Source organism: Stenotrophomonas oahuensis (assembly GCF_031834595.1).
Lineage (GTDB): Bacteria > Pseudomonadota > Gammaproteobacteria > Xanthomonadales > Xanthomonadaceae > Stenotrophomonas > Stenotrophomonas oahuensis.
Window position 1 is genome coordinate 4,423,918 of record NZ_CP115541.1, and the last position, 22,546, is coordinate 4,446,463.

Sequence of the window (22,546 nt, forward strand, 5' to 3'; positions counted from 1 at the left end):
TCAGGCGAACGGGCGGTCAATCGCCGCCGACGGCGGCGTGAACCACTGCGCGCCGCTGGCGGTTACGTAGAAGTGGTCTTCCAGGCGCACGCCGAACGCGCCCGGGACCACGATCATCGGTTCGTTGCTGCAGCACATGCCCGGCTGCAGCACGGTGTCGTTGCCCCGCACCAGGTACGGTGCTTCGTGGATGACCAGACCGCAACCGTGCCCGGTGCGGTGCGGCAACCCGGGCAAGCGGTAATCGGGGCCCAGCCCAGCGGCCTCCAGCACCGCGCGTGCCGCCGCGTCGACCGAGGCACAGGTGACGCCGGGACGCACTGCATTGAACGCCGCGGCCTGTGCAGCGTGTTCCAGATCCCAGATGCGCCGTTGGGCATCGCTGGGCTCACCGAAAATCCAGGTCCGGGTGATATCGGAGTGGTAGCCCTGCACCGTGCAACCGGTATCGATCAGCACCAGCTGGCCGGGGACCAGATGCTGCACACCGGGAATGCCATGCGGGAACGCTGTGGCATGACCGAACTGCACGATGCAGAAGGTGGAGCCGTTGTCGGCCCCGAGGGCGCGATGCGCCTGGTCAATGAAGCGCACCAGTTCATCGGTACCGATGCCCTCGCGTGCGATGCCCGCGGCGAGGCGATGCACGTGCAGGGTCATGTCGCAGGCCTGCTGCATCAACGCCAGTTCCGCTGGGGACTTGCACATGCGGCAGCCGTCAATGATCGCCGTGGCGTCACGGATGTCGGTCGCCGCGAGGTGCGCGGTCAGACCCGTGTGCACGCCGAAGGCGATACCCGGGTCCAGCGCCAGCGTGCGCGCACCGCGTTCGGCCATCAGTCCGGCCACCAACGCGTGCGGGTCTTCGTGCTCTTCCCACAGGAACTTGTCGGCCGGGATCTTCAGCACCGCGTCCAGCGAGCCCTCCTCGAACACCGGGCAGACCAGCAGCGGCTCGCCTTCCCGGGTGAGCAGCAGGCCCACCAGCCGTTCGGTCGCGCCCCAGGGCACGCCGGCAAAGTAGCGCAGCGACGTGCCGGCACCCACCAGCAGCGCGTCCACGCCCTGCGCCTGCATCAGTGCACGGGCGTGGGCGATGCGCGCCTGGTACTCCTCGGCTGCAATGGCCGGGGCACGGTCCTCCCATGGTTTGAGCTGGGCCTGTGCTTCGGCCAGCGTGAGTCCGCCGATCTGACCGCTCACGAGCCGGCTCCCACGTCGGAAACGCCGGTCACGCCATCGATCGTGCGCTGCACGTTACCCGGATTGCGGTCACGCAATTCGATCGGCAACAGTGCATCGGGCACCGCGTCATAACTGTGCAGCGCCGCGAAACGATGGATCGCCGCCGGCATGCCCACCGAGGTAAAGCCAGGATGGCCGGTGCTCGGGAACGGACCGCCGTGGTTCTGCGCTGCGCTCACCGCCACGCCGGTCGGCATGCGCGAGTTGATCAGGCGTCCCACGCGTGCGCGCAGCACCGGGGCGATGCGCTGCCAGGCGGCATCGTCGCTGCCGTCACCAGCGCGGTACAGCGTACCGGTGAGATTGCCTTCGAACGCGGTCGCTACCTGGACCATGGCCTCCACATCCGTCACCCGCACCAGCAGGCTGACCGGACCGAAGGCTTCGGTCTGCAGCGCCTGCGGCTGCGCGATGAAGGCACCGGCATCAACGCTCAACAGGGTCGGTGCGTGGCGGAAGCCGCCCTCGCCCACCACGCCGCCGGCCAGCAGTTCGGCACCGGCCGCGCGCAGGGTCGCAATGCCCTGCGTGAGGTGCTCCAGTCCGCTCTGCGAGAACAGCACCATCGGGGCCGCTGCTGCGAAGTGGGCCGTAGCCGCGGCGACAAACGCATCGCCTTCGGCACCGTGCGGCACGACGACCACGCCGGGATTGGTGCAGAACTGCCCACTGCCCAGCGTGCACGACGCAAAGAACTCCTGGGCCAGCGCTTCACCGCGTTCGGCCAGAATGCCTGGCAGCATGAAGACCGGATTGACGCTGGAGAGCTCGGCATAGAACGGAATGCCTGCGGCGTCGGCCGCCGCCTTCAAGGCGAGACCGCCACCGCGACTGCCGGTGAAGCCAATCGCACCCAGACGTGCATCACCGGCCAGCTTCAGGCCCAGCGGGTTGTCGAATTGATACAGCAGCTGCACCGCCGCCGCCGGCAGGCCGGCTGCCAGCAGCGCGGTGTGCGCCAACTGTGCCATGCGCTGGCTGGTGGCCGGATGCAACGGGTGCGCCTTGGCGATGACCGGATTGCGCGCGGCAATGGCGGAGGCAAAATCACTGCCTGCGATGGCATTGAAGGCAAACGGGAAATTGTTGGGACCGAATACCAGCACCGGCTTGGACAGCGGTGCCCGATGCGAGCGCAGCCCGGCCGCCGTATCGATCACCGGCTGGGTCCAGCTGTAGCTGCGCACCGCCGCGGCGGCCTGACGAAGCTGGCCGCTGGTGCGCGGCAGTTCATTGCCGCGCAGCCGGGTGGGAGCCGGCAGTGCGGTCTCGGCGTTGGCCAGCGCCACCAGCGTGTCGGCGTCGGCATCCAGGGCATCGGCATACGCATCCAGGAAGGCTGCGATGCGCTCGGCCGGTGCTGCCGCCAGCTCCGCGGCCACGGCACTGCCTGCCGCAACCGCCGCTTCAATGTCGGCCGCGCCGCTGACGGGGAACGCCGGTCCGATGGCGTCGCCCGTGGTGGGATCGGCCGCGCGGAAGCTTCCCTCGGATGACAGACTGGCTTGCCAGCGTCCCGCCAGCAGGAGCGGTTCGACGTTGCTCATATCAGGCCTTCTTCGTTGCAATGGCGTGGTCGATGATCTTCAGTGCTTCGGCGCGTTCGGCACCTTCCACCACCAGGCGCGGTGCACGCACGGTCTCGCTGCCCAGGCCGACCTTCGCCTGCACCAGTTTGATCAGCTGCACGAACTTGGGCACGGTATCCAGGCGCAGCAGCGGCAGGAACCAGTTGTAGAGCTCGGCCGAGGCGGCATAGCCGCCGTCACGGGCGAGTTCGAACAGCTTCACCGACTCCACCGGGTACGCATTGACCAGGCCGGCGATCCAGCCTTCGGCCCCCATCGCCAGACCTTCGACGATGGCATCGTCCATGCCGACCAGCAGCACCAGGCGGTCGCCCAGCAGTTCCTTGATCGCGGCGAAGCGACGGATTTCGCCGGAGGATTCCTTCACTGCCTGCAGGTTCGGGAACTCACCGGCCAGCTGCGCGATCTGCGCCGGCAGGATGTCGGTGCGGTACGCGACCGGGTTGTTGTAGAGAATGCACGGCAGGTCGGTGGCACCCAGCACGGCACGTGCATGTGCGGCAGCTTCGTGCCAGTCCGAGGTATACACGTAGACCGGCAGCACCATCAGGCCCTTGGCACCGGCCGCTTTGACCGCCTGCGCCAGCTTGACCGCCTCGTCGGTGGACAGCGCGGCAATGCCCGGCACCACCGGGACGCGTGCGCCCACGGCCTTGACCAGCGTGGTGACGATGGCGACCTTCTCGTCGAAGCTCAGCGTGGCCGCTTCACCCAGCGAACCCAGCGGCACGATGGCGGTGGAACCGGCATCCACCAGCTTCACCGCGTGCTCGGCAAGGAAGGCGTGGTCGACGCTGCCGTCGGCATTGAACGGGGTGGTGATGGCGGGCAGCACGCCCTTCCAGAAAGAAGCATTGCTCATGGATGGATCCCTTGCGAGTCGTCGGTGAAAGAGTCGGCCAGCGCCGCGAGGCGGACCGGGAACAACGGCGGCCGGCGGCCGCCGTCGGTGGAGGATTCAGCGCTGCCAAGACCCAGCTCGGCCAATGCGGTACCGCAGATACGGCCCTGGCAGGCCCCCATGCCGCAGCGCGAGGTCAACTTGGCGTCGCGGCTGTCGGTGAAGTCACGCAGCGCGCCCAAGGGCACGTCTTCGCAGCGACATACCAGGGTGGTGTCCTGGGCCAGGCTGTGCACTCGCGCACCGAGCGCGAAGGTGTGTTGCAGCTGTTCGGCGAAGCTGCGTGCCCGCTTTCGCTGGCCCTGGAGTGCAGCGGCGGCACGCGGTTCGCCGGCCGCCATGTGGCCGGCGATCGCACCTTCAACCACGGCACTGTCGCGGCCGCCGATGCCGAGCGCTTCGCCGGCGGCATAAATGTTTGGCACGCTGGTGCGCAGCTGTGCATCCACCGCCACCTGCGGGTGTGCGCCAGTGTGCGTCAGCCGGCAGCCGAGCAGCTGCGCCAGTTCGGTGTTGGGCACCAGCCCATAGCCGACCGCCAGCTGATCGCAGGCGATCGTATAGCGGCCACGCGGTCCTTCGATCTCGACTTCACGAAGGTGCGTGTCCCCATGCGCGGCCACCACCACGCTGGCCGCGTGGTAACCGACCCCGGCCAGCTGCAGTTGCAGCGCCGCCGCCTGCATCGCCTTGCCCGGCCAGCGCGGCAGCTGCAGCGCGAAGCGCGTCAGCGCACCGCGCGCGGCTTGTTCATGGATGCCGAGCACCTGTGCGCCATGCCGACGCAGCGTGGCCGCACTGGCCAGCAGCAGCGGTCCGCTGCCGGCCACCACCACGCGTTTTCCGTTCAGCGGCCAGCCCTGCTTGGCCAGCGCCTGCGCGCCGCCCGCACCGGTGACGCCGGGCAGCGTCCAGCCCGGGAACGGCAGCAGCAGCTCACGTGCACCGGTGGCCAGCACCAGATGCCGGTAGTGCAGCTGCCGGGCACCGGCCGGCCCGTCGGCCAGCAGCCAGCCCGGTTGCGCCAGCGTCACCTGGGTCTGCGCCAGCCAGTCGACCTCGCGCGTGCCGAGCACCTTCAGCGCACGCCGGGCGATATCCGGCACGCCATGGGTTACGTCATGCCGCCACACCTGCCCACCCGCGCGCGGCTGCGCGTCGACGATGCCCACCCGAACACCGTGTGACGCAGCCGCGCGCGCGGCGGCCAATCCCGCCGGGCCTGCACCAACCACCAGAACATCGAAATGGAGCACGGACTCAGCCATCGGTCAGCACCTCCATGCCCTCACGTGCCGGCACCATGCAGGCGCGCAGCTGGGCCACGCCATCGATGCGCACGCGGCACTCGAAGCACACGCCCATGCCGCACAGCGGCGCGCGCGGTTCGCCACCACGCGAGGTCCGGAATGCGGTGCCGGCCATTGCCACCGCAACGGCTACGGTCGCACCCTCGGGCACGGACACTTGTTGCGCGTTGACCATCAGGCTCAGGAGTGCGCTCATGACGCCCTCCCGGTGATGGCCCGGTCCGGCAGGTACGGCGCGGGATCAATGGCCGGCGTGCTCCCCAGCAGGCCGTCCACGATCAACCGCGCCGTACCGAGCGCAGTGGTGACACCCAGGCCTTCATGCCCGGCGGCCACCCATACATTGCGACGGCCCGGCACCGGTCCCACATAGGGGCGGCCGTCCGGCGTGGCCGGCCGCAGCCCCGTCCAGATGCGGATCGCCTGCAGCTCACGCAGCACCGGCAGGAAGGCGAACGCCTGTGCCAGCATCTGCCGCAGCAGCGGCAGCGACACTTCGCGATCGGACACATTGAACTGCCGCGACGAACCGATCAGGATCTGCCCGGTCGGCCGCGGCTGCACATTGAAGGCCACGCTGGTGTCGGCGTCGCCATGTGCGGAATCGGCGTAGTCCAGGGCCAGCAACTGGTGATTCACCAGGCCCGGATAGCGATCGGTGATGACCAGCTGCCCCTTGCGCGGCCGCATCGGCAGTTCCGGCAGCAGCTGTGGCAGGTCCACGCCGTTTGCCACCAGCACCGGGCCGGACAGCGTTGTACCGTCATCCAGACGCACCCCGTCTGCCGTCAGCGCAACCACGCGGCGACCGGCATACAGATCGCCGTTGCGCTGGCAGGCCTGATCCACCAGGTAACGTGCCATGCGCGGCGGATACACCACCGCTTCGCGCGCAACGCGCATGCCACCGGCAAGGCCAGGGACGAGGTTCGGCTCCAGCTGGTACAGCTGTGTCGCATCCACGTATTCAGCGTTCAACCCCGCAGCCGCCAGCCGTTCGATCTTGGCCGGCACGGCAGCCAGCTCACGCGCATTGCGGGCTACCCACAAGGTGCCGCAGCGGCTGAACTCGGCATCGGCGAGCTGCGCGTATTGTTCCCACAAGCCGAGCGAATAGGCCGACAACGCCAGTTCGGCCGGGTCATCATCCATCGCCACCAGGTGCCCCATCGCCGCCGCCGTCGCGCCGCCGCCAATCGGACCGGGCTCAACCAGCGCCACGCGCAGGCCCCGGCCCGTTGCCGCTTCGGCGCAGGCCGCGCCGACAATGCCGGCACCGACGATGATGAGGTCGTAGGTATTCATCCCTGCGCGACAGGCTCCGCACCAATGCCCCAGGCGAAGGGATCCGCCGGATCGATCAGCAGCTGCGCGCGTGCGGTGATGTGGGCGGTGCCGGTAATCCGTGGCGCGATGCCGCGCCCGCTCACCCGGTAGCTGCCTTCGAAGGCGCTGCCCAGAATGCCCTGCTGCACCCAGCGGGCGCCCTCGGCCAGCTTGCCGTCGGCGGCCAGACAGGCCAGCTTGGCGCTGGTGCCGGTACCGCAGGGCGAGCGGTCGTAGGCCAGCCCCGGGCACAGCACGAAATTGCGCGCCTGCCCGCTGCCGTCCGGCGCAGGGCCGTTGACTTCGATATGGTCGATTTCGCCGCCGTCGGCACCGGTGATCCCGGCGGCCTCCAGCGCCTGGCGGATCGCCTCGGTATAGGCAGTCAGCTCGCGTTGGTTGGCCAGTTCCAGCGCACAGGGCGACTGGTCGGTGATGTAGAACCAGTTGCCGCCCCAGGCGATGTCACCGCGCACCGTGCCATGGCCGGCGACCTCAACTTCAACGCCGGCCGCATGCCGGTAGCTTTCCACGTTGTCGACCGAGACGTTGCCGTCCGCGTCCAGCTCAATGCCGACGTTGCCCACCGGCGTTTCAATCAGATGCTGGCCCGGGCCGATCCGGCCGAGTTCGAGCAGCGTGCGGACCAGCCCGATGGTGCCGTGGCCGCACATGCCCAGATAGCCCACGTTGTTGAAGAAGATCACCCCGGCGACTGCCTTAGGGTCGCGCGGTGGCAGCAACAGCGCGCCGACCATGGTGTCCGAGCCCCGGGGTTCGCAGGCGATGGCGCTGCGCCAATGGTCGAACTCACGGCGGAAGCGCTCGCGCGAGGCGGCAAGGTCACCCTCGCCCAGGCTGGGGAAGCCGGAAATCACGACACGGGTCGGTTCGCCGGCGGTGTGGGAGTCGATCACGTCGATGGTGTGCATGGGATCGATGCTCCCACCCGGCCGGTCCCGACGACTAGCGCGGAATGGCGGTGGCAAATGCGGAAATCCGCACAATGCCCCGATGCCGCAGGAGCCGCGCTTTGCGCTAGGATCGGACCTACGTGCCCTCCAGCAGATCGCCAGTGGATTCGATGGACGTCAACCTTTCCGGCAAAGAAATGCAGTCGTTGTTCGATGAACTCCCTGAAGTGGTGTTCTTCATCAAGGACCAGGAGGGACGCTACACGCACTGCAACATGACCCTGGTGAGACGCCTCGGGCGCAAGCAGCGCAGCGACGTAATCGGCAGAACGCCACTGGAGCTTTTCCCGCTGCCATTGGGTGGCAGCTACACCATCCAGGACCGCCGCGTGCTGTGTGGCGAGGTGATCGACAACCAGTTGGAAGTGCATCTTTACCCCAACCGCATGCCCGGGTGGTGCCTCACCTTCAAGCGGCCCGTGTGCAACAGCGAAGACGTGTCCGGTGTGATCGGCATCTCCCGCGACCTGGGGCAGCCGGACAACAAGCACTCCGCGTTCGAGCGCCTGAACCGGGTGCTGGAGCACATGCAGAACCACTATGACGAGCAGCTGCGGGTGCAGGCCCTGGCCAATCTGGCAGAGCTTTCCGTGGCGCAGCTGGAGCGGCACTTCCGCCGCGTGTTCCAGGTGACGCCGCAGCAGCTGCTGACCAAGCTGAGAATCGAAGCGGCGATGCGGCTGCTGCATGGTGAGGAAAGCATCGCCAGCATCGGACAGCAGTGCGGATTCGCCGACCAGAGCGCGTTTGCACGCCAGTTCAAGGCAACCGTAGGGATGTCCCCCCGCGACTACCGAGGCATCAAAGGCAAGCTGTAACCGGCGCACGCCCCGCGCACGCACACGATCCCCCGTAGGGACACGCCATGCGTGTCCACACCATCCCTCACCAGGCGTAGACGCCCTGCGTGGCTGGCTTTCCCCATGAACCTTCCCCACCCCTGATCCGACTACTCCATCAACACATGACAGGAGAGCGCCGGTGGATGCCCCGGGCCAAGCCCCCAACCCACAAGACACCCTGGTCGTCATCCGCTGCCAACTAGGCGAACGGACAGCCTTCAACGATCTCATCTCCCGCTGGACCCCATCCCTCCACCGCTACGCCCTGAAGCTGGCCCAGGACCGCGACCTCGCCGACGACCTGGTCCAAGACGTCTGGCTGAAAGTCCTCCGAGGCCTGGGCCGCCTCCGCGAACCCGAGCGCTTCCGCCCTTGGCTGTTCGGCATAGCACACCGCACCTTCGTCGACCGTCTCCGCATTCGGTACACGCAGCCCGCAGACGCGAATGTGGATCTGAATGCCCTGCCCGATCCAAATGCAGGTGACGATCCGTTTGCGTTGCAGTTGGCCGTTCACCAAGGGCTGGACGCGCTCCCTGTCATCGAACGCGAAGTTCTCACGCTGTTCTATCTGGAAGACATGCCACACGCCGACATCGCGACGGCACTCGCCATCCCCATTGGCACCGTGAAATCACGGCTGCATCGCGCCAGAACGTTGCTGCGTAACCACCTGACTGCACTGGAGACCACCTGATGAACACGACGACTGACCATGCTGAATTGGAAGTCCGGCTTCGCGCGCTTACCCAGCGGACCTTGTCTTCGCCCGCACGATACTTCCATGTGGCTGTGCTGGTACTTGCGCTGATCATGTGTTCGCTGCTCGGCGCTTTGTTGGTCACTGAGACTGACCTGCCTGGGCGGACGCAACTGGCCTTCTCGGCCCTGCTGGCGCTTGGAATGGGTTGGGTCCTGTATGCCGGGTGGGTACTGACCCGCAGGAACACGCTGCTGGTGCATCAGCAGGTGGTGGCCGGGTGGATGGCAGTGGGTGGAACCGGTGCGTTCTTCATCTGTAGTGCGGTTGCTGCGTGGATCGCTACTGACGCGTTGGCGATGGCAGCGGTCGGGGCGGCTGCAACCCTGCTGGGCGGGGCTGTGTGGCTGCTGGCCCGATCGACTCATCGCTTGGGGGAGTTGAAAGCACTGCGCCGGACAATGGAGCGGACGTGAGCATTTTACGTCACTGAACTTGACTGGCCCTGCCCACCGAGACAATGCTGTGATCCGGCCTGAAATCGGGCAACTTGCACTTCGACCTCCCGAGGCAAGTTCATCCTAGGATCGAAATGGGGACCAGGACAATCACACAGCTTTTGTACAGCGCAGTCGGAGCGGCGGCGGTTTCCGCGTGCTCCGTCGCTCCCACAACCTTGTCACCTACACAAGAGTCTTTCAGCATGCCAACGAGCTCGCACACGGATTCTCAATCCCAGAACCCTACCGCAGAGTTCCTGCTGTTGCGGCTGATCGACCTCATCAAGCAAAGCAGGTCGATTCAGGACCTCACGCCTGACCGCGTTTCAGCAGTCATGCAGCAATCGGTCACGTTTTTCACGCCTGATCGATTTGGCTACAGGGGTCCACTCACTGCGGACTGGCGCTTCACTTTGGATGTTAGAACCGTCAACTCTGTAACCGAACGACTTGATCTTGACTTCATCGATAGAACTCCAAGCAGATCGGCACCCGCCACCGAAATATGCCAGATCGATTTCGACCGCTTTGCATCCGAGATGGCGAAAGCTGGATTCTCCCGAACAACAATCAACGGAGAACACGGCATCGTGGTGTACGACCGCTTCGATCGGCCAAACCTGAGCATCAAGGTTTCCACCAGAGGTGAGGCGCCCGAGCCTCTGGAGAAGGCACAGCACAGCTGTGTGCAACTAGTAACGGTCCAATAGGGAAATCATGATGACCACGTTGTCTCCACGAGCACAGGCCGTGCTGGAGCAGTTCGGGCAACAACCTGGGGTAACGCCTGATCAGATATCGAATCTGCAGCGCGTCATTCGCAACTCTCCACCTCTTGCCGTGCAGATCGAGGCCGCAATCTCAGAAGGCCACCTTCGACAATTCGCATTGCTCCCACACGGATCAAACGCCGGGGGAACCTACGACGGCTCGACGAAAACCATCAACCTACCCGCCTCAATCCTCTCCACACAAGCCTCCAACGGAGTACACGATTCGGCTGAGCTGGCCTTCGTGCTGGGACACGAAATTCAGCACGGCTTCAATTACTCCGCGACATCACAAGCGTATCAGCAGTTTGGTCTCGACGTACGGTCTACGGCATCCTCCACTCATGACTACACAGATGCAATCGGAGCCTTGATTGCCAGCAATCGACGAGATGAGGCCTCCGCTCAGATAGCTGGCTGGAACGCGTTGGTTGGGCTGATCAAGACTGAAAGACCTGATGCTGGTTTCAGCGATATCTACAATGCAAGTCGCCGAGCCGGTGATTTCGTAGAAATCATTGACGACCCGCAGAGACCGCATGTGCCTCGCTCCAACCTTTCCTTTGAACCGGATCTAACACTCAGGGCTTCGAGTGTTAATTTGGAGGGTATGGGTCAGAACTATTTCGACAAGTCTGGCGAGATAAGTCGCCTCGGATACCACGGTCGATCGGACTATCCCAATTACTACGGCGCTTACGCCGTAGGCGTTGTCAGCCGATTGGAAGCCGCCAATGCTCAGCCAGGAGCCCCTCCTCGGATGACGATCAATATGGATCGTCTGGGATTGAGCGAACAGCTACTGGAAGAAAACGGCATTCATCTTGGCTCCGGAGAACCCCGCCCGCAGCCGTACTGGGACACCAGCACAACACCCCCGACGCTGCATCATTTTGATCATACGCACACGACGCACACCCATATACCGATCGCAGCACAGGAGCACATGGCGCGGCAGAACGAGCCGCAGGAACACCTGAACAACGTTCCACAAGTTCAAGCAGAGACCGGTGCTTATAGCCTGACTCCCATGGATCAGCGCTTGCACGATCAGATTCGGGCCGGCGTGGAGGCGCTTGATGCTCGAAACGGACGAAGCTTCGATGATACGAGCGAGAGGTTGACGGCCAGTCTTCTTGTGCTTGCGAAGGAACGAGGGCTTGATCGGGTGGACCATGTGCTTCTCAGCAATCAGACCAAGGACTTCCCAGCTGCACACAACATTTTTCTGGTCAAAGGCGAGCTCGGTGATCCTGCTGCCCAGCGTGCGGTGATGGCAACAAGCGAAGCTGCGGTGAAGTCGATCCAGCAGAGTCATGCAGAGATTGAGGCAATCAATCAGCGGCAAGCTGCAGCGCCTGAGCCTTCCCAGGCAAGGGAACAGGATCTGTCCCAGGCAGCCCCGAGCATGAGCCGATAGATGAGTGATACGTAAAACGTCCCTTTTCGGGGCGCTTTGCGTATCCGCTTGACGAGCTGACGGTTGGTCGGCAGCCCGGGATTGTGAGGCGCATCCATGCGCCTCACCCTTGGCCTGCGGCCAAGGGCCAGCCATTCGGCTGTCCGGATTCGCTCCGGGCGAATCCGTCGAACCCGCGCGGGGTCGGCACCCATCTCTCTCCGCCAGATACGCAAAACGCCCCTTTCGGGGCGCTTGGCGTATCTGGCGGAGAGAGTGGGATTCGAACCCACGGAAGGTTTGACCCTTCGCCGGTTTTCAAGACCGGTGCCTTAAACCGCTCGGCCATCTCTCCGTTCGGGCGGGCATTCTCGCATTTCCGGGGCAACTTTGCGCGCCCCGGTGGCGCAATCAGCCTGCATCCACCGCCAGAGCCCCCAGGGCGCTGGCCTTGATCTTCTCCTTGGCCCGCTCGCAGGCTCCACCGCAGTCCAGGCGCGAAGCCTCCAACTGGGGCGGCAGGTGCTCGGCCAGGAAGTCGATGAACACCCGCACTGCCGGCAGCAGGCCGCGGCGCGAGGCGAAGACGGCGTGGCAGATGCCCTGCGGCAGCGACCAGTCCGGCAGCACCACTTCCAGCTCGCCGTTGCGCACGGCTTCAGCGCAGACGGTTTCCGGCAGCATGGTGATGCCGAAGCCGTCCTTGACCATGCTCTGCAGCAGCGGGAAGTCGAAACCGGCCACGCGCGGCTGCAGGTCCACGCGGCGCACTGCGCCTTCGGGGCCGTGCAGTTCCCAGCGCTGACGGGCTTCGTCTTCGCTGATGCTCAGGGTGACGTGGTTGGCCAGCTCATCCGGGTCCTTGGGGCGGCCGGCGCGGTCCAGGTATTTGGGGCTGGCAACCAGCAGTTCCTGCACCTGGCCGAAGCTGCGCATCACCAGGCTGCCGTCGTCATCCAGGCGCGAACGCACGCGCAGGGCCACGTCGTAGCCTTCATTGATGATGTCGACGCGGCGGTTGCTGATGTTCAGCTGCAGCCGCACCTTCGGGTACTGGGCGAGGAACTTCGGCAGCAGCTTGGGTAACTGCATCTGCGCCAGCGACACCGGCACACTGGCGCGGACCACGCCGCGCGGCTCGGCGCTGAGGCGGTCGACCACCTCGCGCGCGGCCTGGGCTTCGGCCAGCATGGTCTGGGCATGGCGGTGCACGCTGGTGCCAACGTCAGTGACCGCGAAGCGGCGCGTGGAGCGCTGCAGCAGGCGCACGCCCAGGTCGGTTTCCAGCTGGCTGATGCGGCGGCTCAGGCGGGACTTCGGGATGCCCAAGGCGCGTTCGGCAGCGGCAAAACCGCCGTGGTCCACCACCATGGCAAAGTAATAGAGGTCGTTCAGGTCGTGCATGACGGCAGTTCCACTCATAGAACAATACGTGGCATTCAACCACCTTTATTCCAAATTGGCAACAACCTATCGTTCTCTCCGTCGGCGGCTAGACCGCCTCCTTCCAGAATATAGGTAACTGCCATGAAGCTTCTGCACCTCGACGCCAGCGTCCTTGGCGACAACTCGGTTTCCCGTCAGCTGTCGTCGGCTGTTGTCGCACGATTCAATGAGACGGTCGAATCGCTGGATGTGACCTACCGCGACCTGGACCAGAACCCGATCCCGCACCTGACCAGCCGTTCGCTGGCCCAGACGGATGCCGCCGAGGCAACCGAAGCCGAAGTCATCATGCAGCAGTTCCTGGCCGCGGACGTGATCGTTATCGGCGCACCGATGTACAACTTCAGCATTCCGTCAACGCTGAAGGCCTGGATTGACCGCGTGGCGGTGGCCGGGCGCACCTTCAAGTACACCGAAAACGGCCCGGTGGGCCTGGCCGGTGGCAAGCGGGTGATCATCGCCAGCGCACGTGGCGGCATCTATACCGATTCGCCGGCTGATTTCCAGGAACCGTTCCTGCGCCAGGTGTTCGCGTTCATGGGCATCAATGACGTGGAATTCGTGCGCGCTGAAGGCATTGCCTACTCGCCGAAGCACCGCGAAGACGCCATTGCGGCGGCGCTGGCCAACCTGCCGGCGGCGGAATTTGAAGAAGTGGCTGAGGCCTGACGTCTCCCCACGGCAGGCGTTGGTCCTCGTCGGACGCCCTGTCGGGGCCGGAACTCCCCTCCCCCTTCCGGCCCACCCTGCGGCCCCGCTTTTGGCGGGGCCGTTTCTTTGTGTACCGACCAACGGTCGGTACCTACCGCGTTACCCGGGTCGGTACCTGCCGCGTTACCCGGGTCGGTACATTCCGCGTTACGCGATGGTGTCCACACCGCCCATGTAAGGCTTCAGCACATCCGGCACGGTAATGCTGCCATCTGCGTTCTGATAATTCTCCATCACCGCAATCATCGCGCGGCCCACCGCCACGCCCGAACCATTGAGCGTGTGCAGCAGCTCCGGCTTGCCGGTTTCCGGGTTGCGCCAGCGGGCCTGCATGCGGCGGGCCTGGAAGTCACCGCAGTTGGAGCACGACGAAATCTCGCGGTAAGTGTCCTGCGAGGGCAGCCACACTTCCAGGTCGTAGGTCTTGATCGCAGAGAAGCCCATGTCGCCGGTGCACAGCAGCACCTTGCGATATGGCAGGCCCAGCTTTTCCAGCACCACTTCGGCGGCGCGGGTCATGCGCTGGTGCTCGGCTTCACTGTCGGCGGGCGCACACACGGTGACCAGTTCCACCTTCTCGAACTGGTGCTGGCGGATCATGCCGCGCACGTCGCGACCACCGCTGCCGGCTTCGGCACGGAAGCACAGCGAATGGGCGGTCATGCGCTGCGGCAGGTTTTCGGCATCGACGATTTCGTCGCGCACGATGTTCGTCAGCGACACTTCCGAGGTCGGAATCAGGTAACGCGGCGACTCGCCCACGGCGGTCTTGAACAGGTCGTCCTCGAACTTGGGCAGCTGGCCGGTACCGCGCAGCGATTCCGGATTCACCAGCACCGGCACGTTGGTTTCATCGAAACCGTGTTCACCGGTGTGCAGATCAAGCATGAACTGGGCCAGCGCACGGTGCAGGCGGGCGATGGGGCCGCGCAGCACGGTGAAGCGCGAGCCGGACAGCTTGGCACCGGCTTCGGCGTCCAGGCGCTGGTGGCGCGCGCCCAGTTCGACGTGGTCGAGCACCGGGAAGTCGAAGCTGCGCGGGGTGCCCCAGCGGTGCTGTTCGACGTTTTCGCTTTCGTCCTTGCCCAGCGGCACGTCATCGGCCGGTACGTTGGGAATGCCCTGGGCGATGGCTTCGATCTTCTCGCGCAGCTCGTCCAGGGCCACTTCCGAGGCCTTCAGCTCATCGGCGAAGGCGGCCACCTCGGCCATGATCGCCGAGACGTCTTCGCCCTTGGCCTTGGCCTGGCCGATGGCCTTGGAGCGGCTGTTGCGCAGGCTCTGCAGTTCCTGGGTGCGCACCTGGATGCGCTTGCGGTCGGCCTCCAGAGACGCCAGCCCGGACACGTCCAGCTCGAAGCCGCGCGAGCTGCGCAGGCGGTCGGCAAGGTCGGCGGGGTTCTGGCGCAGCAGGGCTGGATCGAGCATGGCAGTCGGTTGGTTACAGGGTTGGAGAGGGATTATCGCCTGTTATGCACTTTTCTGCCGCCCGGTTCATATCCGGCGTGGCAGAATCGGGGTGTTCACACCGGTATGGCCCATGTCTGCGTCCCGTTCCTCCTCTGGCAAGACCCTGACTCTGCACCTGCCCCCCCACAGCCTGAAGATCGCGGGCATCGCCTTTGGCGTGGGCATCCTGCTGTTCGTGGCAGTGTGGGCCGGCAACCGCAAGAAGGACTTCTACACCGCTGGCCCGACCCCGACCCCGCAGCAGGTGGCCGAGGTGGAGCCCCTGCCCGAGCCCTTGGCGGCAGCCGCCGGCTCCAGCGACATGCCGGATGCCAAGCCCCTGCCAGCCGAGGAAGAAAAGCCGCAGCTGGTGGAAACCGCGCCCCCGCCGCCGGCCGAAGCCCCTGCCCCGTTGCCCGAGACCGCCGCACCGCAGCCCATGGCCGCAGGCGACCGTCCGCAGCCGATCGCCGACCAGTCACCGCCGCCGACCTACCCGCCCGCCGCGCTGCGCCGTGGCGACAGCGGCAGCGTCGTCGTGCGTGTGGATGTGGACGCGACCGGCATGCCGTTCAACGCCACCATCGTGCAACGCAGTGGCTCGCGCGATCTCGACCGTGCCGCCGTTGATGCGGTACGCCGCTGGCGCTTCATGCCGGCACAGAGCAACGGCCAGGCGGTGCCCAGCAGCATTGAAGTGCCGTTTGATTTCAAAGCGCAATGAAATTGCGCGGGTAGGTGCCCACCGTTGGTGGGCACACGTTTGAATGCGTAACGACCAACGGTCGTTACCACCGATTCATCGCCGCGTCATGCCCATGTGCAGGCGCGGCTCATCTAGCTGAACCTCACCGGGAATGCAGTCGCCGCGTTGACGTCGTGGTGACACTCACGCAACCGGAACCGGGCAAGACTGCGGACGTCAACTCGACACGAGGAGTCCGCCATGAGTGTTACCCATGCCCACGACATGCACAGCTCGCCGCAGCAGCAGCGCGACATCACCGATGATCCGTCGCGCCGCCGCGCTTCTCCCTGGCTGTGGATGGCGCTGATTGTGGCGATGTTTGCCGCTGCCCTGGTGTGGCTGCGCTATGCCAACCCCACAGACACGATGAGCGCACCGGTGGGCCAGCGCATGCTGCCGGCGACTGAAACCCCGGTGGCCACGACCCCTGCGCCGGCCGCACAGCGCCAAGCCGCACCGGCCACCAGTGAGCGTCGTGCAGTGACCGCCGTGCGCAACCGTGATGCGCGTCCGCTGGCCAGCAATGCCAAGCCGGATTACCCCGCCAGTGCGCTGCGTAATGGCTCGGAAGGCAGCGTGGTGGCCAGCCTGAACGTGGATACCCGCGGCCACGTGACCGATGCCAGCATCGTGCAGCGCACCGGTTCGCGTGACCGTGATCTGGATCGTGCAGTGCTGAGCACCGTGCGTGACTGGAAGTTCGAGCCGGCCATGCAGAACGGTCGTGCCGTAGCCAGCGTGGTGCGCGTGCCGGTGGACTTCCGCACGCAGCGTTGATCTGACACAAAACGTTGAATGAGAAACGGGGCCGTCGGCCCCGTTTTTCATTCGCGTCCGTAGCGACGGGCCATGCCCGTCGAACCGGTCACGCCACGGCCAACCCAAACCCCGCCCCGGTCGCCAGCCCATCGAAATCCGGGAACGACGTCGCCACATTGGCAATGTCATTCACCCGCACTTCGCCGCTGCTGAGCTGGCCGGCAATCGCAAACGCCATCGCGATGCGGTGATCGCCGTGGCTTTCGATGGTGCCGCTGCCGAGCACGCCGCCGCCGTGAATGGTGGCCCCGTCTTCGGTTTCATCCACCTGCACGCCCAGCGCGCGCAGACCCGTGGCCATCGCAGCCAGACGATCCGATTCTTTCACCCGCAGCTCGGCCGCACCGGTCACCACGGTGTTGCCCTGCGCAGCGGCAGCGGCGACGAACAGCGCCGGGAACTCGTCGATCATGTCCGGCACCAGCGCCTCGGGAATCTGCGCACCGCGCAGCGGCGCGTAACGCACCACCAGGTCGGCCACCGCTTCCCCACCCTGCTCGGCATGGTTTTCCTCGGTGATATCCGCACCCATCAAGCGCAGCGCTGACAACAGGCCGGTGCGACGCGGGTTCAGGCCAACCTGACGCAGGCGCAGTTCCGAACCCGGAATGATGCTGGCCGCGACCAGGAAGAATGCCGCCGACGAAAAGTCCGCCGGCACCGCAATATCGGTGGCCCGCAGGCGCTGGCCACCGCGCAGGCGCGCCTTGCCGGGCGAGAATTCAATGTCCACCCCGAACGCACGCAGCATGCGCTCGCTGTAGTCACGGGTGGGATGCGGTTCGGTCACGGCCGTTTCGCCCTGGGCATACAGTCCTGCCAGCAGCACGGCTGACTTGACCTGCGCGCTGGCCACCGGCGACACGAAATCGATGCCGTGCAGCACCTGCCCGCCGTGTACGCGCAGCGGCGGCGTGCCGTCTGCTTCGGTGTCGATCTTCGCGCCCATCTGCGCCAGCGGGCCGGTGACACGGCGCATCGGGCGACGCGACAGCGATTCATCGCCCACCATCACCGAATCAAACGGCTGTGCGGCCAGCAGGCCCGCCAGCAGGCGCATCCCGGTACCGGCGTTGCCGCAGTCCAGCGGCGCGGACGGAGCCTTCAGGCCATCCACGCCCACGCCATGCACCACGCGCTGCGACGGTGACGGGGTTTCAATGCGCACCCCCAGCTGACTGAAAATCGCCGCGGTGGCGCGGGTGTCTTCGCCTTCCAGGAAGCCGTCGATGTGCGACACGCCGTCGGCCAGCGCAGCAAACATCACCGCGCGATGGGACACGGATTTGTCGCCGGGAATGGTCAGGCTGCCCTGCAGGGGCTGGCCCTTGTGGGCGATCCAGGAAGCGGAAGCGGTCATCGAAGAATCCTGTAAGGCCGCCCCGATGGGCGGCAGTCGTGCGTAGTTCGGAATAGGCGAAAGATCAGGGCACAGCGACCGGGTACGAGCCCAGCACCTTGATCTGCGCCGAATGCGCCTTGAGTTCGGCCAGCGCGGCCTGCATCGCTTCGTCTTCGACATGGCCAGCCAGGTCGATGAAGAAGCCATATTCCCACTTGGCGTTGTGCGACGGACGCGACTCGATGCGGTTCATGCTGATGCCGTGGCGGGCAAACGGGCTGAGCACGTCGAACAGCGCACCCGGCTTGTCGTGGATGAACACCAGCACCGAGGTGCGGTCGTGGCCGGAGCCGGGGAAGATGTTGCGGCCGATCACCAGGAAGCGCGTGGTGTTGTCGGCATCATTCTGGATCGGCTTGGTGACGACCTTCTTCAGGCCGTACACATGCCCTGCGCTTTCCCCGCCAATGGCGGCGGCGTCATCGGCATTGCGGGCGCGGCGCGCGCCTTCGGCATTGCTGGATACCGGAATCTTCTCGGCCTTGGGCAGGTTGGCACGCAGCCACGACGAGGTCTGCATGAACGACTGCGGGTGACCGTACACGCGCTCGACATCTTCCAGCCGGCCGCTGCGCGACATCAGGTACTGCTGCACGCGCAGTTCCACTTCGCCACAGATCTTCAGATTGGAAGTGAGGAACATGTCCAGGGTGATCTGGATGGTGCCCTGCCCGGAGTTTTCCACCGGCACCACGCCGAAATCGGCGTTGCCCGCTTCCACTTCCTGGAACACCTCTTCAATGCTGGCCAGCGGCAGGCCCAGCGCCGAGCGACCGAAGTGCTTGAGCACGGCCTGCTGGCTGAAGGTGCCTTCCGGGCCGAGGTAGCCGATCTTCAGCGGCTCCTGCTGGGCCAGACAGGCCGACATGATTTCGCGGAACACGTGCACCAGCAGTTCGTCGCTGAGCGGCCCTTCGTTGCGGTCCACCACCATGCGCAGCACCTGCGCTTCGCGCTCGGGGCGGTAGTAATCCACGGCGGCGGCCAGCTTGCCCTTGGCCTTGCCGACCTGGTGGGCGAACTGCGCGCGCTCGGCGATCAGCGACTGGATGCTGCGGTCGATCTGATCGATCTTGGCGCGCACATCCGAAAGCACCGGCGCAGCAATGGCGGGAGAGGTCTCAGCCTTAGCCTTCTTCGCCGGTTTGGCGGCGGCCTTGGGCTTGGCGGGTTTGTTGGCCATATCGGCTCCAGGTAAAAACGAATGCGTCAGCCGTTGCGCTGCTGGAAATCGCGCATGAAGGCCACCAAGGCCTGCGCGCCTTCCACCGGCATGGCGTTGTACAAAGAAGCACGGATGCCGCCCACGGCCTTGTGGCCCTTCAGCGCCAGCAGGCCGGCCGCCTTGGACTCGCTCACGAACCGTGCGGTGAGGGTGTCATCCGGCAGGAAGAACGGAATGTTCATGCGCGAACGCACCGCCGGCACCACCTCGTTGCGGTAAAAACCGCTAGAGGTATCGATGGCGTCGTACACCAGCGCAGCCTTGGTCGCGTTGCGGCGGGCGAATTCCTGCACCCCGCCCTGCGCCAGCATCCATTGGAACATCAGCCCGGCCAGATACCAGTTCCAGGTCGGCGGCGTGTTGAGCATGGAGTCACGCGCCACGTGCGAGCGGTAATTGAAGATGTCCGCGCGCGGCTGGCCGGCACGTTCCAGCAGGTCGCGGCGCACGATCACCACCGACACGCCGACCGGGCCCAGGTTCTTCTGTGCACCGGCGTAGATCAGGCCATAGCGCGAGACGTCGATCGGCTCGCTTGCGATGGACGAACTGAAGTCCGCGAACAGCGGCACGTTACCCACGTCGGGCGTGTCGCGGAACTCCACGCCATGAATGGTTTCATTGGCGGTGATGTGCACGAAGGCGGCATCGGGCGACAGCTGCCAGCTGCTGCGTGCGGGAATGTCGTGGAAGCCGCCGGCTTCGCTGCTGGCCGCCACATGCGGGTTGACGTAATGGCCGACCTGCTTGATCGCGGTTTTGCCCCAATGGCCGTTCACCACGTAATCGCAGGTCTGGCCGGGCGCGGCAAAATTCAGCGCCAGCAGCGCCTGCTGGGTGGTGGCACCGCCGGCCAGGAACATCACCGCATAGTCATCCGGAATGCTCATCAGGGTGCGCAGGTCGGCTTCGGCCTGGGCCGCGACCGCCATGAATTCCGGGCCACGGTGGCTCATCTCGACGATGGAAGCCCCGGCACCGTTCCATTCCAACATTTCCGCCTGCGCCTGGCGCAGGACCGATTCCGGCAGGGTTGCGGGGCCGGCACTGAAATTGAACGCGCGCGTCATGTCACACCTATGGGGCAAGACCCCTAGTATGCCGCAGCGCACCAGCGTTTAGGCCTTGCCGCACAAGGCGAAATTGGTTGCGTTTGAATCTATCGCGCGCCCCGCGCCGCACGACCAACGGTCGTGCGCTACCGGTGGCCGGAACGTCCGGTGCATTCGGAGCGGTGGCCGGAACATCCGGTGCATTCGGAAATGCCGGTAGGTGACGACCGTTGGTCGTCACGGCGTCACCGCGCGCCAAACAACAGCAAGAGGCTGATCACCCCGCCCAACAACAACGCACTGCCCAGCAACCACGGCCAGCGACTCACCCGGCGCGGCACCGCAGGTGCTTCTACCGCAGCCACCGGCTCCAGGTCGTCCTCTTCCTCGCTCACCACCCGCTTGCTGCTGTCGTGCGGCACTTCCAGCACGAAGCGGTGCTGGGTGTCGAACACCAGCTGGTCGCCAGGTTGCAGCCAGCAGTGGCGGACGCTGACGCCATTGACCCGGGTCGATTCGCCGGAGCCCAGGTCGCGCAGCAGCAGGCGCTCACCATGCCGCTCCAGCCGGGCGTGCTGCTCGGCAAAGGCCGGATCATCAATCAGGATGTCCGACTCCGCACCGCGCCCGATCACCCGTGGGCGGTCCAGGGTGAAGCTGCGGCCATGATGCTGGCCGCCGACGCCGCGCAGCAGGCGCGGATCCTCGCCCTGTTCGTCGCTGCGCGCCGGCGCATGCTGCAAGGCCTCGCACGGCCCCTGGATCAGCATCTCCACGCCGTCGGCGTAGACCGCGTCACCCGGACGCAGCAGTGCCATGCGCCGCACCGGCCGCCCGTTGACGTGAATGCCGCGCATGCCGTTGGCCACCTGCAGCCACAGGCCGCGGTCATCCAGGCAGAACTGGGCCAGCAACAGCGTGCCGACCGCCTCGCCGCCGAGCCGGACACTGCCGGAAGCGTGGCGCACGATCCGTTGCACCCCGGGCCGCAGTGGCTGGTCGGGGTGTTGGCGTTGGGTGAAGTGAACTAGCAGGTTCTGCACGCGGCGCAGCCTATCAGGTTGCCTGTCCGGGAAGAAGAAGTGTGACGCGCCTCTTGGCGGGATGGCTGACCCTGCGCACAATGCAGACCCTTCCCCGCCACCTGCCAGGAGCACACATGTCCAGGATCGATATCACTCATGCCCACAGCCTCAGCGGCGATGCCGCCCGTCAGGCCATCGACGCCATGGCCGCCAAGCTGACCGAGAAGTTCCAGGTGCGCAGCAGCTGGGCCGGCGACGTCCTGAGCCTCAACGGCTCCGGCGTGGACGGCGCGATCAAGCTGGTGCCGGGCGCGGTCAATGTAGTGGCTGAGCTGAGCTTCCCGGTCTCGATGATGAAAGGCATGGTGGAAGACCAGATCAAGAGCGTGCTGAAGGAAAAGCTGGGCTGAACCAGCGCAGCGCCGTCACGCCATTCAACGGTGGGGCTGGCTAGGATCAAGGGGTGGCCACTCACAGGAATCGCCCCATGACCTCACACGACGACTTCGATGACCGCAGCACCGATGAAAAGCCTTCGCTGCAGGACCAGGCCGAGCGCTTCTCGCGCAAGCTGAGCGACTCGGCCCAGCAGGTCTGGCTGGCTGGCTTGGGCGCGTTCGGTCGCGCGCAGGCAGAGGGCAGCCGCTTCTTCGACAACCTGGTCAAGGAAGGCGAAGCCATCGACGCCCGCAACCGCGAGCGCAACGGCGATGCCCCGCGCTGGCGTGACAATGTGGAAGAGCAGCTTGGCGAGGCCCGCGAGAAGGCCGCCGGCACCTGGGACAAGGTCGAGAAGGCCTTCGATGACCGCGTCCAGGGCGTGCTCAAGCGCCTGCACATTCCCACCGGCGAAGACGTGGCGGCCTTGAATGCGCGGATCGACGCGCTCAACGCCCGCCTGAACCGGGCCGAAGCCCGTGCGGCCTCGCCCAGTGACGATCCGGCCCCGGGTTCGCATCAGTCGCCGGGCGGTGCCTGAGCGGCAACCGTACGCCGACGGATTGAATTGTTGCAAAGCAGCAGAAGTTTGTTGACAATCGAACTCGACCCGCCAATCCCAGTGCTTGCCGATTGTTCCCTCCCCTCTCGGCTCCGGATTGGCGGGTTTTTGTT

Annotated in this window: 23 protein-coding genes and 1 tRNA gene; 10 read left to right on the forward strand and 14 right to left on the reverse strand. The window is 65.6% G+C overall.

The annotated features are described in order from the left end of the window. Genes PDM29_RS19740 through PDM29_RS19770 form a run of 7 tightly spaced genes read right to left on the reverse strand, consistent with a single transcriptional unit; the run spans nucleotide 1 to nucleotide 7,303 of the window. Complete coding sequence (locus PDM29_RS19740; protein WP_311191721.1) at nucleotides 1–1,203, reverse strand: M24 family metallopeptidase; 1,203 nt, start codon at nucleotides 1,201–1,203, stop codon at nucleotides 1–3. Further along, on the reverse strand, nucleotides 1,200–2,792 hold the full coding sequence (locus tag PDM29_RS19745) for an aldehyde dehydrogenase family protein (RefSeq protein ID WP_311191722.1): 1,593 nt from the start codon (nucleotides 2,790–2,792) through the stop codon (nucleotides 1,200–1,202). Before PDM29_RS19745 ends, PDM29_RS19740 begins: the two co-directional genes overlap by 4 nt. Before the next feature lies 1 nt (nucleotide 2,793). Then, a complete protein-coding gene (locus PDM29_RS19750; RefSeq protein WP_311191723.1) occupies nucleotides 2,794–3,696 on the reverse strand; it encodes a dihydrodipicolinate synthase family protein in 903 nt (300 codons plus the stop codon). Further along, entirely contained in the window at nucleotides 3,693–5,003 is a 1,311-nt protein-coding gene (locus PDM29_RS19755) for an FAD-dependent oxidoreductase (protein WP_311191724.1), read from the reverse strand. The genes PDM29_RS19750 and PDM29_RS19755 overlap by 4 nt, the downstream gene beginning before the upstream one ends. Continuing rightward, on the reverse strand, nucleotides 4,996–5,241 hold the full coding sequence (locus tag PDM29_RS19760) for a (2Fe-2S)-binding protein (protein WP_311191725.1): 246 nt from the start codon (nucleotides 5,239–5,241) through the stop codon (nucleotides 4,996–4,998). The genes PDM29_RS19755 and PDM29_RS19760 overlap by 8 nt, the downstream gene beginning before the upstream one ends. Next, nucleotides 5,238–6,350 (reverse strand): NAD(P)/FAD-dependent oxidoreductase, encoded by a 1,113-nt coding sequence (locus PDM29_RS19765; protein ID WP_311191726.1) that lies wholly within the window; start codon nucleotides 6,348–6,350, stop codon nucleotides 5,238–5,240. Before PDM29_RS19765 ends, PDM29_RS19760 begins: the two co-directional genes overlap by 4 nt. Then, nucleotides 6,347–7,303: a proline racemase family protein gene (locus tag PDM29_RS19770; RefSeq protein WP_311191727.1), complete on the reverse strand. Its 957-nt coding sequence runs from the start codon at nucleotides 7,301–7,303 to the stop codon at nucleotides 6,347–6,349. The genes PDM29_RS19765 and PDM29_RS19770 overlap by 4 nt, the downstream gene beginning before the upstream one ends. 143 nt (nucleotides 7,304–7,446) lie before the next feature. Here PDM29_RS19770 and PDM29_RS19775 point away from each other — a divergent pair, with 143 nt between their 5' ends. The 5 genes from PDM29_RS19775 to PDM29_RS19795 all read left to right on the forward strand — a co-directional run bounded on the left by PDM29_RS19775 (nucleotide 7,447) and on the right by PDM29_RS19795 (nucleotide 11,577). Beyond that, complete coding sequence (locus PDM29_RS19775) at nucleotides 7,447–8,163, forward strand: AraC family transcriptional regulator (RefSeq protein ID WP_311193843.1); 717 nt, start codon at nucleotides 7,447–7,449, stop codon at nucleotides 8,161–8,163. 163 nt (nucleotides 8,164–8,326) lie between these two features. Then, nucleotides 8,327–8,884, forward strand: coding sequence for an RNA polymerase sigma factor (locus tag PDM29_RS19780; RefSeq protein WP_311191728.1), 558 nt, complete (start codon nucleotides 8,327–8,329; stop codon nucleotides 8,882–8,884). Beyond that, nucleotides 8,884–9,363 carry a hypothetical protein gene (locus PDM29_RS19785; protein ID WP_311191729.1) on the forward strand — a complete coding sequence of 160 codons (480 nt, stop codon included), beginning with the start codon at nucleotides 8,884–8,886 and terminating at the stop codon, nucleotides 9,361–9,363. Before PDM29_RS19780 ends, PDM29_RS19785 begins: the two co-directional genes overlap by 1 nt. Nucleotides 9,364–9,590: 227 nt before the next feature. Then, nucleotides 9,591–10,097, forward strand: coding sequence for a hypothetical protein (locus tag PDM29_RS19790; protein WP_311191730.1), 507 nt, complete (start codon nucleotides 9,591–9,593; stop codon nucleotides 10,095–10,097). A 10-nt stretch (nucleotides 10,098–10,107) separates the two neighbouring features. Next, the gene (locus PDM29_RS19795; protein ID WP_311191731.1) at nucleotides 10,108–11,577 is read left to right on the forward strand and encodes an XVIPCD domain-containing protein; all 1,470 of its coding nucleotides are present in this window, start codon (nucleotides 10,108–10,110) and stop codon (nucleotides 11,575–11,577) included. A 244-nt stretch (nucleotides 11,578–11,821) separates the two neighbouring features. Here PDM29_RS19795 and PDM29_RS19800 read toward each other — a convergent pair. Both PDM29_RS19800 and PDM29_RS19805 read right to left on the reverse strand, forming a co-directional pair. Then, a tRNA-Ser gene (locus PDM29_RS19800) sits at nucleotides 11,822–11,911 on the reverse strand. Nucleotides 11,912–11,967: 56 nt separating this feature from the next. Then, the gene (locus PDM29_RS19805; protein WP_017357441.1) at nucleotides 11,968–12,960 is read right to left on the reverse strand and encodes a LysR family transcriptional regulator; all 993 of its coding nucleotides are present in this window, start codon (nucleotides 12,958–12,960) and stop codon (nucleotides 11,968–11,970) included. A gap of 123 nt (nucleotides 12,961–13,083) precedes the next feature. Between PDM29_RS19805 and PDM29_RS19810 the strand changes: the two genes are divergently transcribed. After that, nucleotides 13,084–13,671 carry an FMN-dependent NADH-azoreductase gene (locus PDM29_RS19810; protein ID WP_311191732.1) on the forward strand — a complete coding sequence of 196 codons (588 nt, stop codon included), beginning with the start codon at nucleotides 13,084–13,086 and terminating at the stop codon, nucleotides 13,669–13,671. Nucleotides 13,672–13,860: 189 nt separating this feature from the next. Here the strand turns inward: PDM29_RS19810 and serS are convergent, their stop codons facing one another. Then, a complete protein-coding gene (gene serS, locus PDM29_RS19815; protein ID WP_311191733.1) occupies nucleotides 13,861–15,141 on the reverse strand; it encodes a serine--tRNA ligase in 1,281 nt (426 codons plus the stop codon). 112 nt (nucleotides 15,142–15,253) lie between these two features. Between serS and PDM29_RS19820 the strand changes: the two genes are divergently transcribed. Both PDM29_RS19820 and PDM29_RS19825 read left to right on the forward strand, forming a co-directional pair. Beyond that, complete coding sequence (locus tag PDM29_RS19820) at nucleotides 15,254–15,886, forward strand: energy transducer TonB (RefSeq protein ID WP_311191734.1); 633 nt, start codon at nucleotides 15,254–15,256, stop codon at nucleotides 15,884–15,886. 222 nt (nucleotides 15,887–16,108) lie between these two features. Then, nucleotides 16,109–16,687, forward strand: a complete 579-nt coding sequence (locus PDM29_RS19825; protein WP_311191735.1) for an energy transducer TonB — start codon at nucleotides 16,109–16,111, stop codon at nucleotides 16,685–16,687. A gap of 88 nt (nucleotides 16,688–16,775) precedes the next feature. On the opposite strand, the gene aroA is transcribed toward PDM29_RS19825, so the two are convergent. The 4 genes from aroA to PDM29_RS19845 form a co-directional block, all read right to left on the reverse strand. Continuing rightward, nucleotides 16,776–18,089, reverse strand: a complete 1,314-nt coding sequence (gene aroA / locus PDM29_RS19830) for a 3-phosphoshikimate 1-carboxyvinyltransferase (protein ID WP_311191736.1) — start codon at nucleotides 18,087–18,089, stop codon at nucleotides 16,776–16,778. Nucleotides 18,090–18,153: 64 nt separating this feature from the next. Further along, nucleotides 18,154–19,314: a prephenate dehydratase gene (gene pheA / locus PDM29_RS19835; RefSeq protein WP_311191737.1), complete on the reverse strand. Its 1,161-nt coding sequence runs from the start codon at nucleotides 19,312–19,314 to the stop codon at nucleotides 18,154–18,156. 26 nt (nucleotides 19,315–19,340) lie between these two features. After that, the gene (gene serC, locus PDM29_RS19840) at nucleotides 19,341–20,426 is read right to left on the reverse strand and encodes a 3-phosphoserine/phosphohydroxythreonine transaminase (protein ID WP_311191738.1); all 1,086 of its coding nucleotides are present in this window, start codon (nucleotides 20,424–20,426) and stop codon (nucleotides 19,341–19,343) included. Between the two features lie 227 nt (nucleotides 20,427–20,653). Then, complete coding sequence (locus PDM29_RS19845) at nucleotides 20,654–21,451, reverse strand: FHA domain-containing protein (RefSeq protein ID WP_311191739.1); 798 nt, start codon at nucleotides 21,449–21,451, stop codon at nucleotides 20,654–20,656. 116 nt (nucleotides 21,452–21,567) lie between these two features. Here PDM29_RS19845 and PDM29_RS19850 point away from each other — a divergent pair, with 116 nt between their 5' ends. Both PDM29_RS19850 and PDM29_RS19855 read left to right on the forward strand, forming a co-directional pair. Beyond that, nucleotides 21,568–21,843 (forward strand): polyhydroxyalkanoic acid system family protein, encoded by a 276-nt coding sequence (locus tag PDM29_RS19850; RefSeq protein WP_311191740.1) that lies wholly within the window; start codon nucleotides 21,568–21,570, stop codon nucleotides 21,841–21,843. 77 nt (nucleotides 21,844–21,920) lie between these two features. Then, on the forward strand, nucleotides 21,921–22,412 hold the full coding sequence (locus PDM29_RS19855; protein ID WP_311191741.1) for a phasin family protein: 492 nt from the start codon (nucleotides 21,921–21,923) through the stop codon (nucleotides 22,410–22,412). Nucleotides 22,413–22,546 lie beyond the last annotated feature (134 nt).

Excerpts from the sequence above, each read along its gene's own strand:
- PDM29_RS19785 (WP_311191729.1), top strand. The coding sequence starts at position 8,884 with ATGAACACGACGACTGACCATGCTGAATTGGAAGTCCGGCTTCGCGCG.
- PDM29_RS19795 (WP_311191731.1), top strand. The coding sequence starts at position 10,108 with ATGACCACGTTGTCTCCACGAGCACAGGCCGTGCTGGAGCAGTTCGGG.
- PDM29_RS19805 (WP_017357441.1), bottom strand. The coding sequence starts at position 12,960 with ATGCACGACCTGAACGACCTCTATTACTTTGCCATGGTGGTGGACCAC.
- pheA (WP_311191737.1), bottom strand. The coding sequence starts at position 19,314 with ATGGCCAACAAACCCGCCAAGCCCAAGGCCGCCGCCAAACCGGCGAAG.
- PDM29_RS19820 (WP_311191734.1), top strand. The coding sequence starts at position 15,254 with ATGTCTGCGTCCCGTTCCTCCTCTGGCAAGACCCTGACTCTGCACCTG.
- PDM29_RS19825 (WP_311191735.1), top strand. The coding sequence starts at position 16,109 with ATGAGTGTTACCCATGCCCACGACATGCACAGCTCGCCGCAGCAGCAG.
- PDM29_RS19750 (WP_311191723.1), bottom strand. The coding sequence starts at position 3,696 with ATGAGCAATGCTTCTTTCTGGAAGGGCGTGCTGCCCGCCATCACCACC.
- PDM29_RS19855 (WP_311191741.1), top strand. The coding sequence starts at position 21,921 with ATGACCTCACACGACGACTTCGATGACCGCAGCACCGATGAAAAGCCT.
- PDM29_RS19810 (WP_311191732.1), top strand. The coding sequence starts at position 13,084 with ATGAAGCTTCTGCACCTCGACGCCAGCGTCCTTGGCGACAACTCGGTT.
- serS (WP_311191733.1), bottom strand. The coding sequence starts at position 15,141 with ATGCTCGATCCAGCCCTGCTGCGCCAGAACCCCGCCGACCTTGCCGAC.
- serC (WP_311191738.1), bottom strand. The coding sequence starts at position 20,426 with ATGACGCGCGCGTTCAATTTCAGTGCCGGCCCCGCAACCCTGCCGGAA.
- PDM29_RS19760 (WP_311191725.1), bottom strand. The coding sequence starts at position 5,241 with ATGAGCGCACTCCTGAGCCTGATGGTCAACGCGCAACAAGTGTCCGTG.
- PDM29_RS19755 (WP_311191724.1), bottom strand. The coding sequence starts at position 5,003 with ATGGCTGAGTCCGTGCTCCATTTCGATGTTCTGGTGGTTGGTGCAGGC.
- PDM29_RS19765 (WP_311191726.1), bottom strand. The coding sequence starts at position 6,350 with ATGAATACCTACGACCTCATCATCGTCGGTGCCGGCATTGTCGGCGCG.
- aroA (WP_311191736.1), bottom strand. The coding sequence starts at position 18,089 with ATGACCGCTTCCGCTTCCTGGATCGCCCACAAGGGCCAGCCCCTGCAG.
- PDM29_RS19790 (WP_311191730.1), top strand. The coding sequence starts at position 9,591 with ATGCCAACGAGCTCGCACACGGATTCTCAATCCCAGAACCCTACCGCA.
- PDM29_RS19770 (WP_311191727.1), bottom strand. The coding sequence starts at position 7,303 with ATGCACACCATCGACGTGATCGACTCCCACACCGCCGGCGAACCGACC.
- PDM29_RS19745 (WP_311191722.1), bottom strand. The coding sequence starts at position 2,792 with ATGAGCAACGTCGAACCGCTCCTGCTGGCGGGACGCTGGCAAGCCAGT.
- PDM29_RS19850 (WP_311191740.1), top strand. The coding sequence starts at position 21,568 with ATGTCCAGGATCGATATCACTCATGCCCACAGCCTCAGCGGCGATGCC.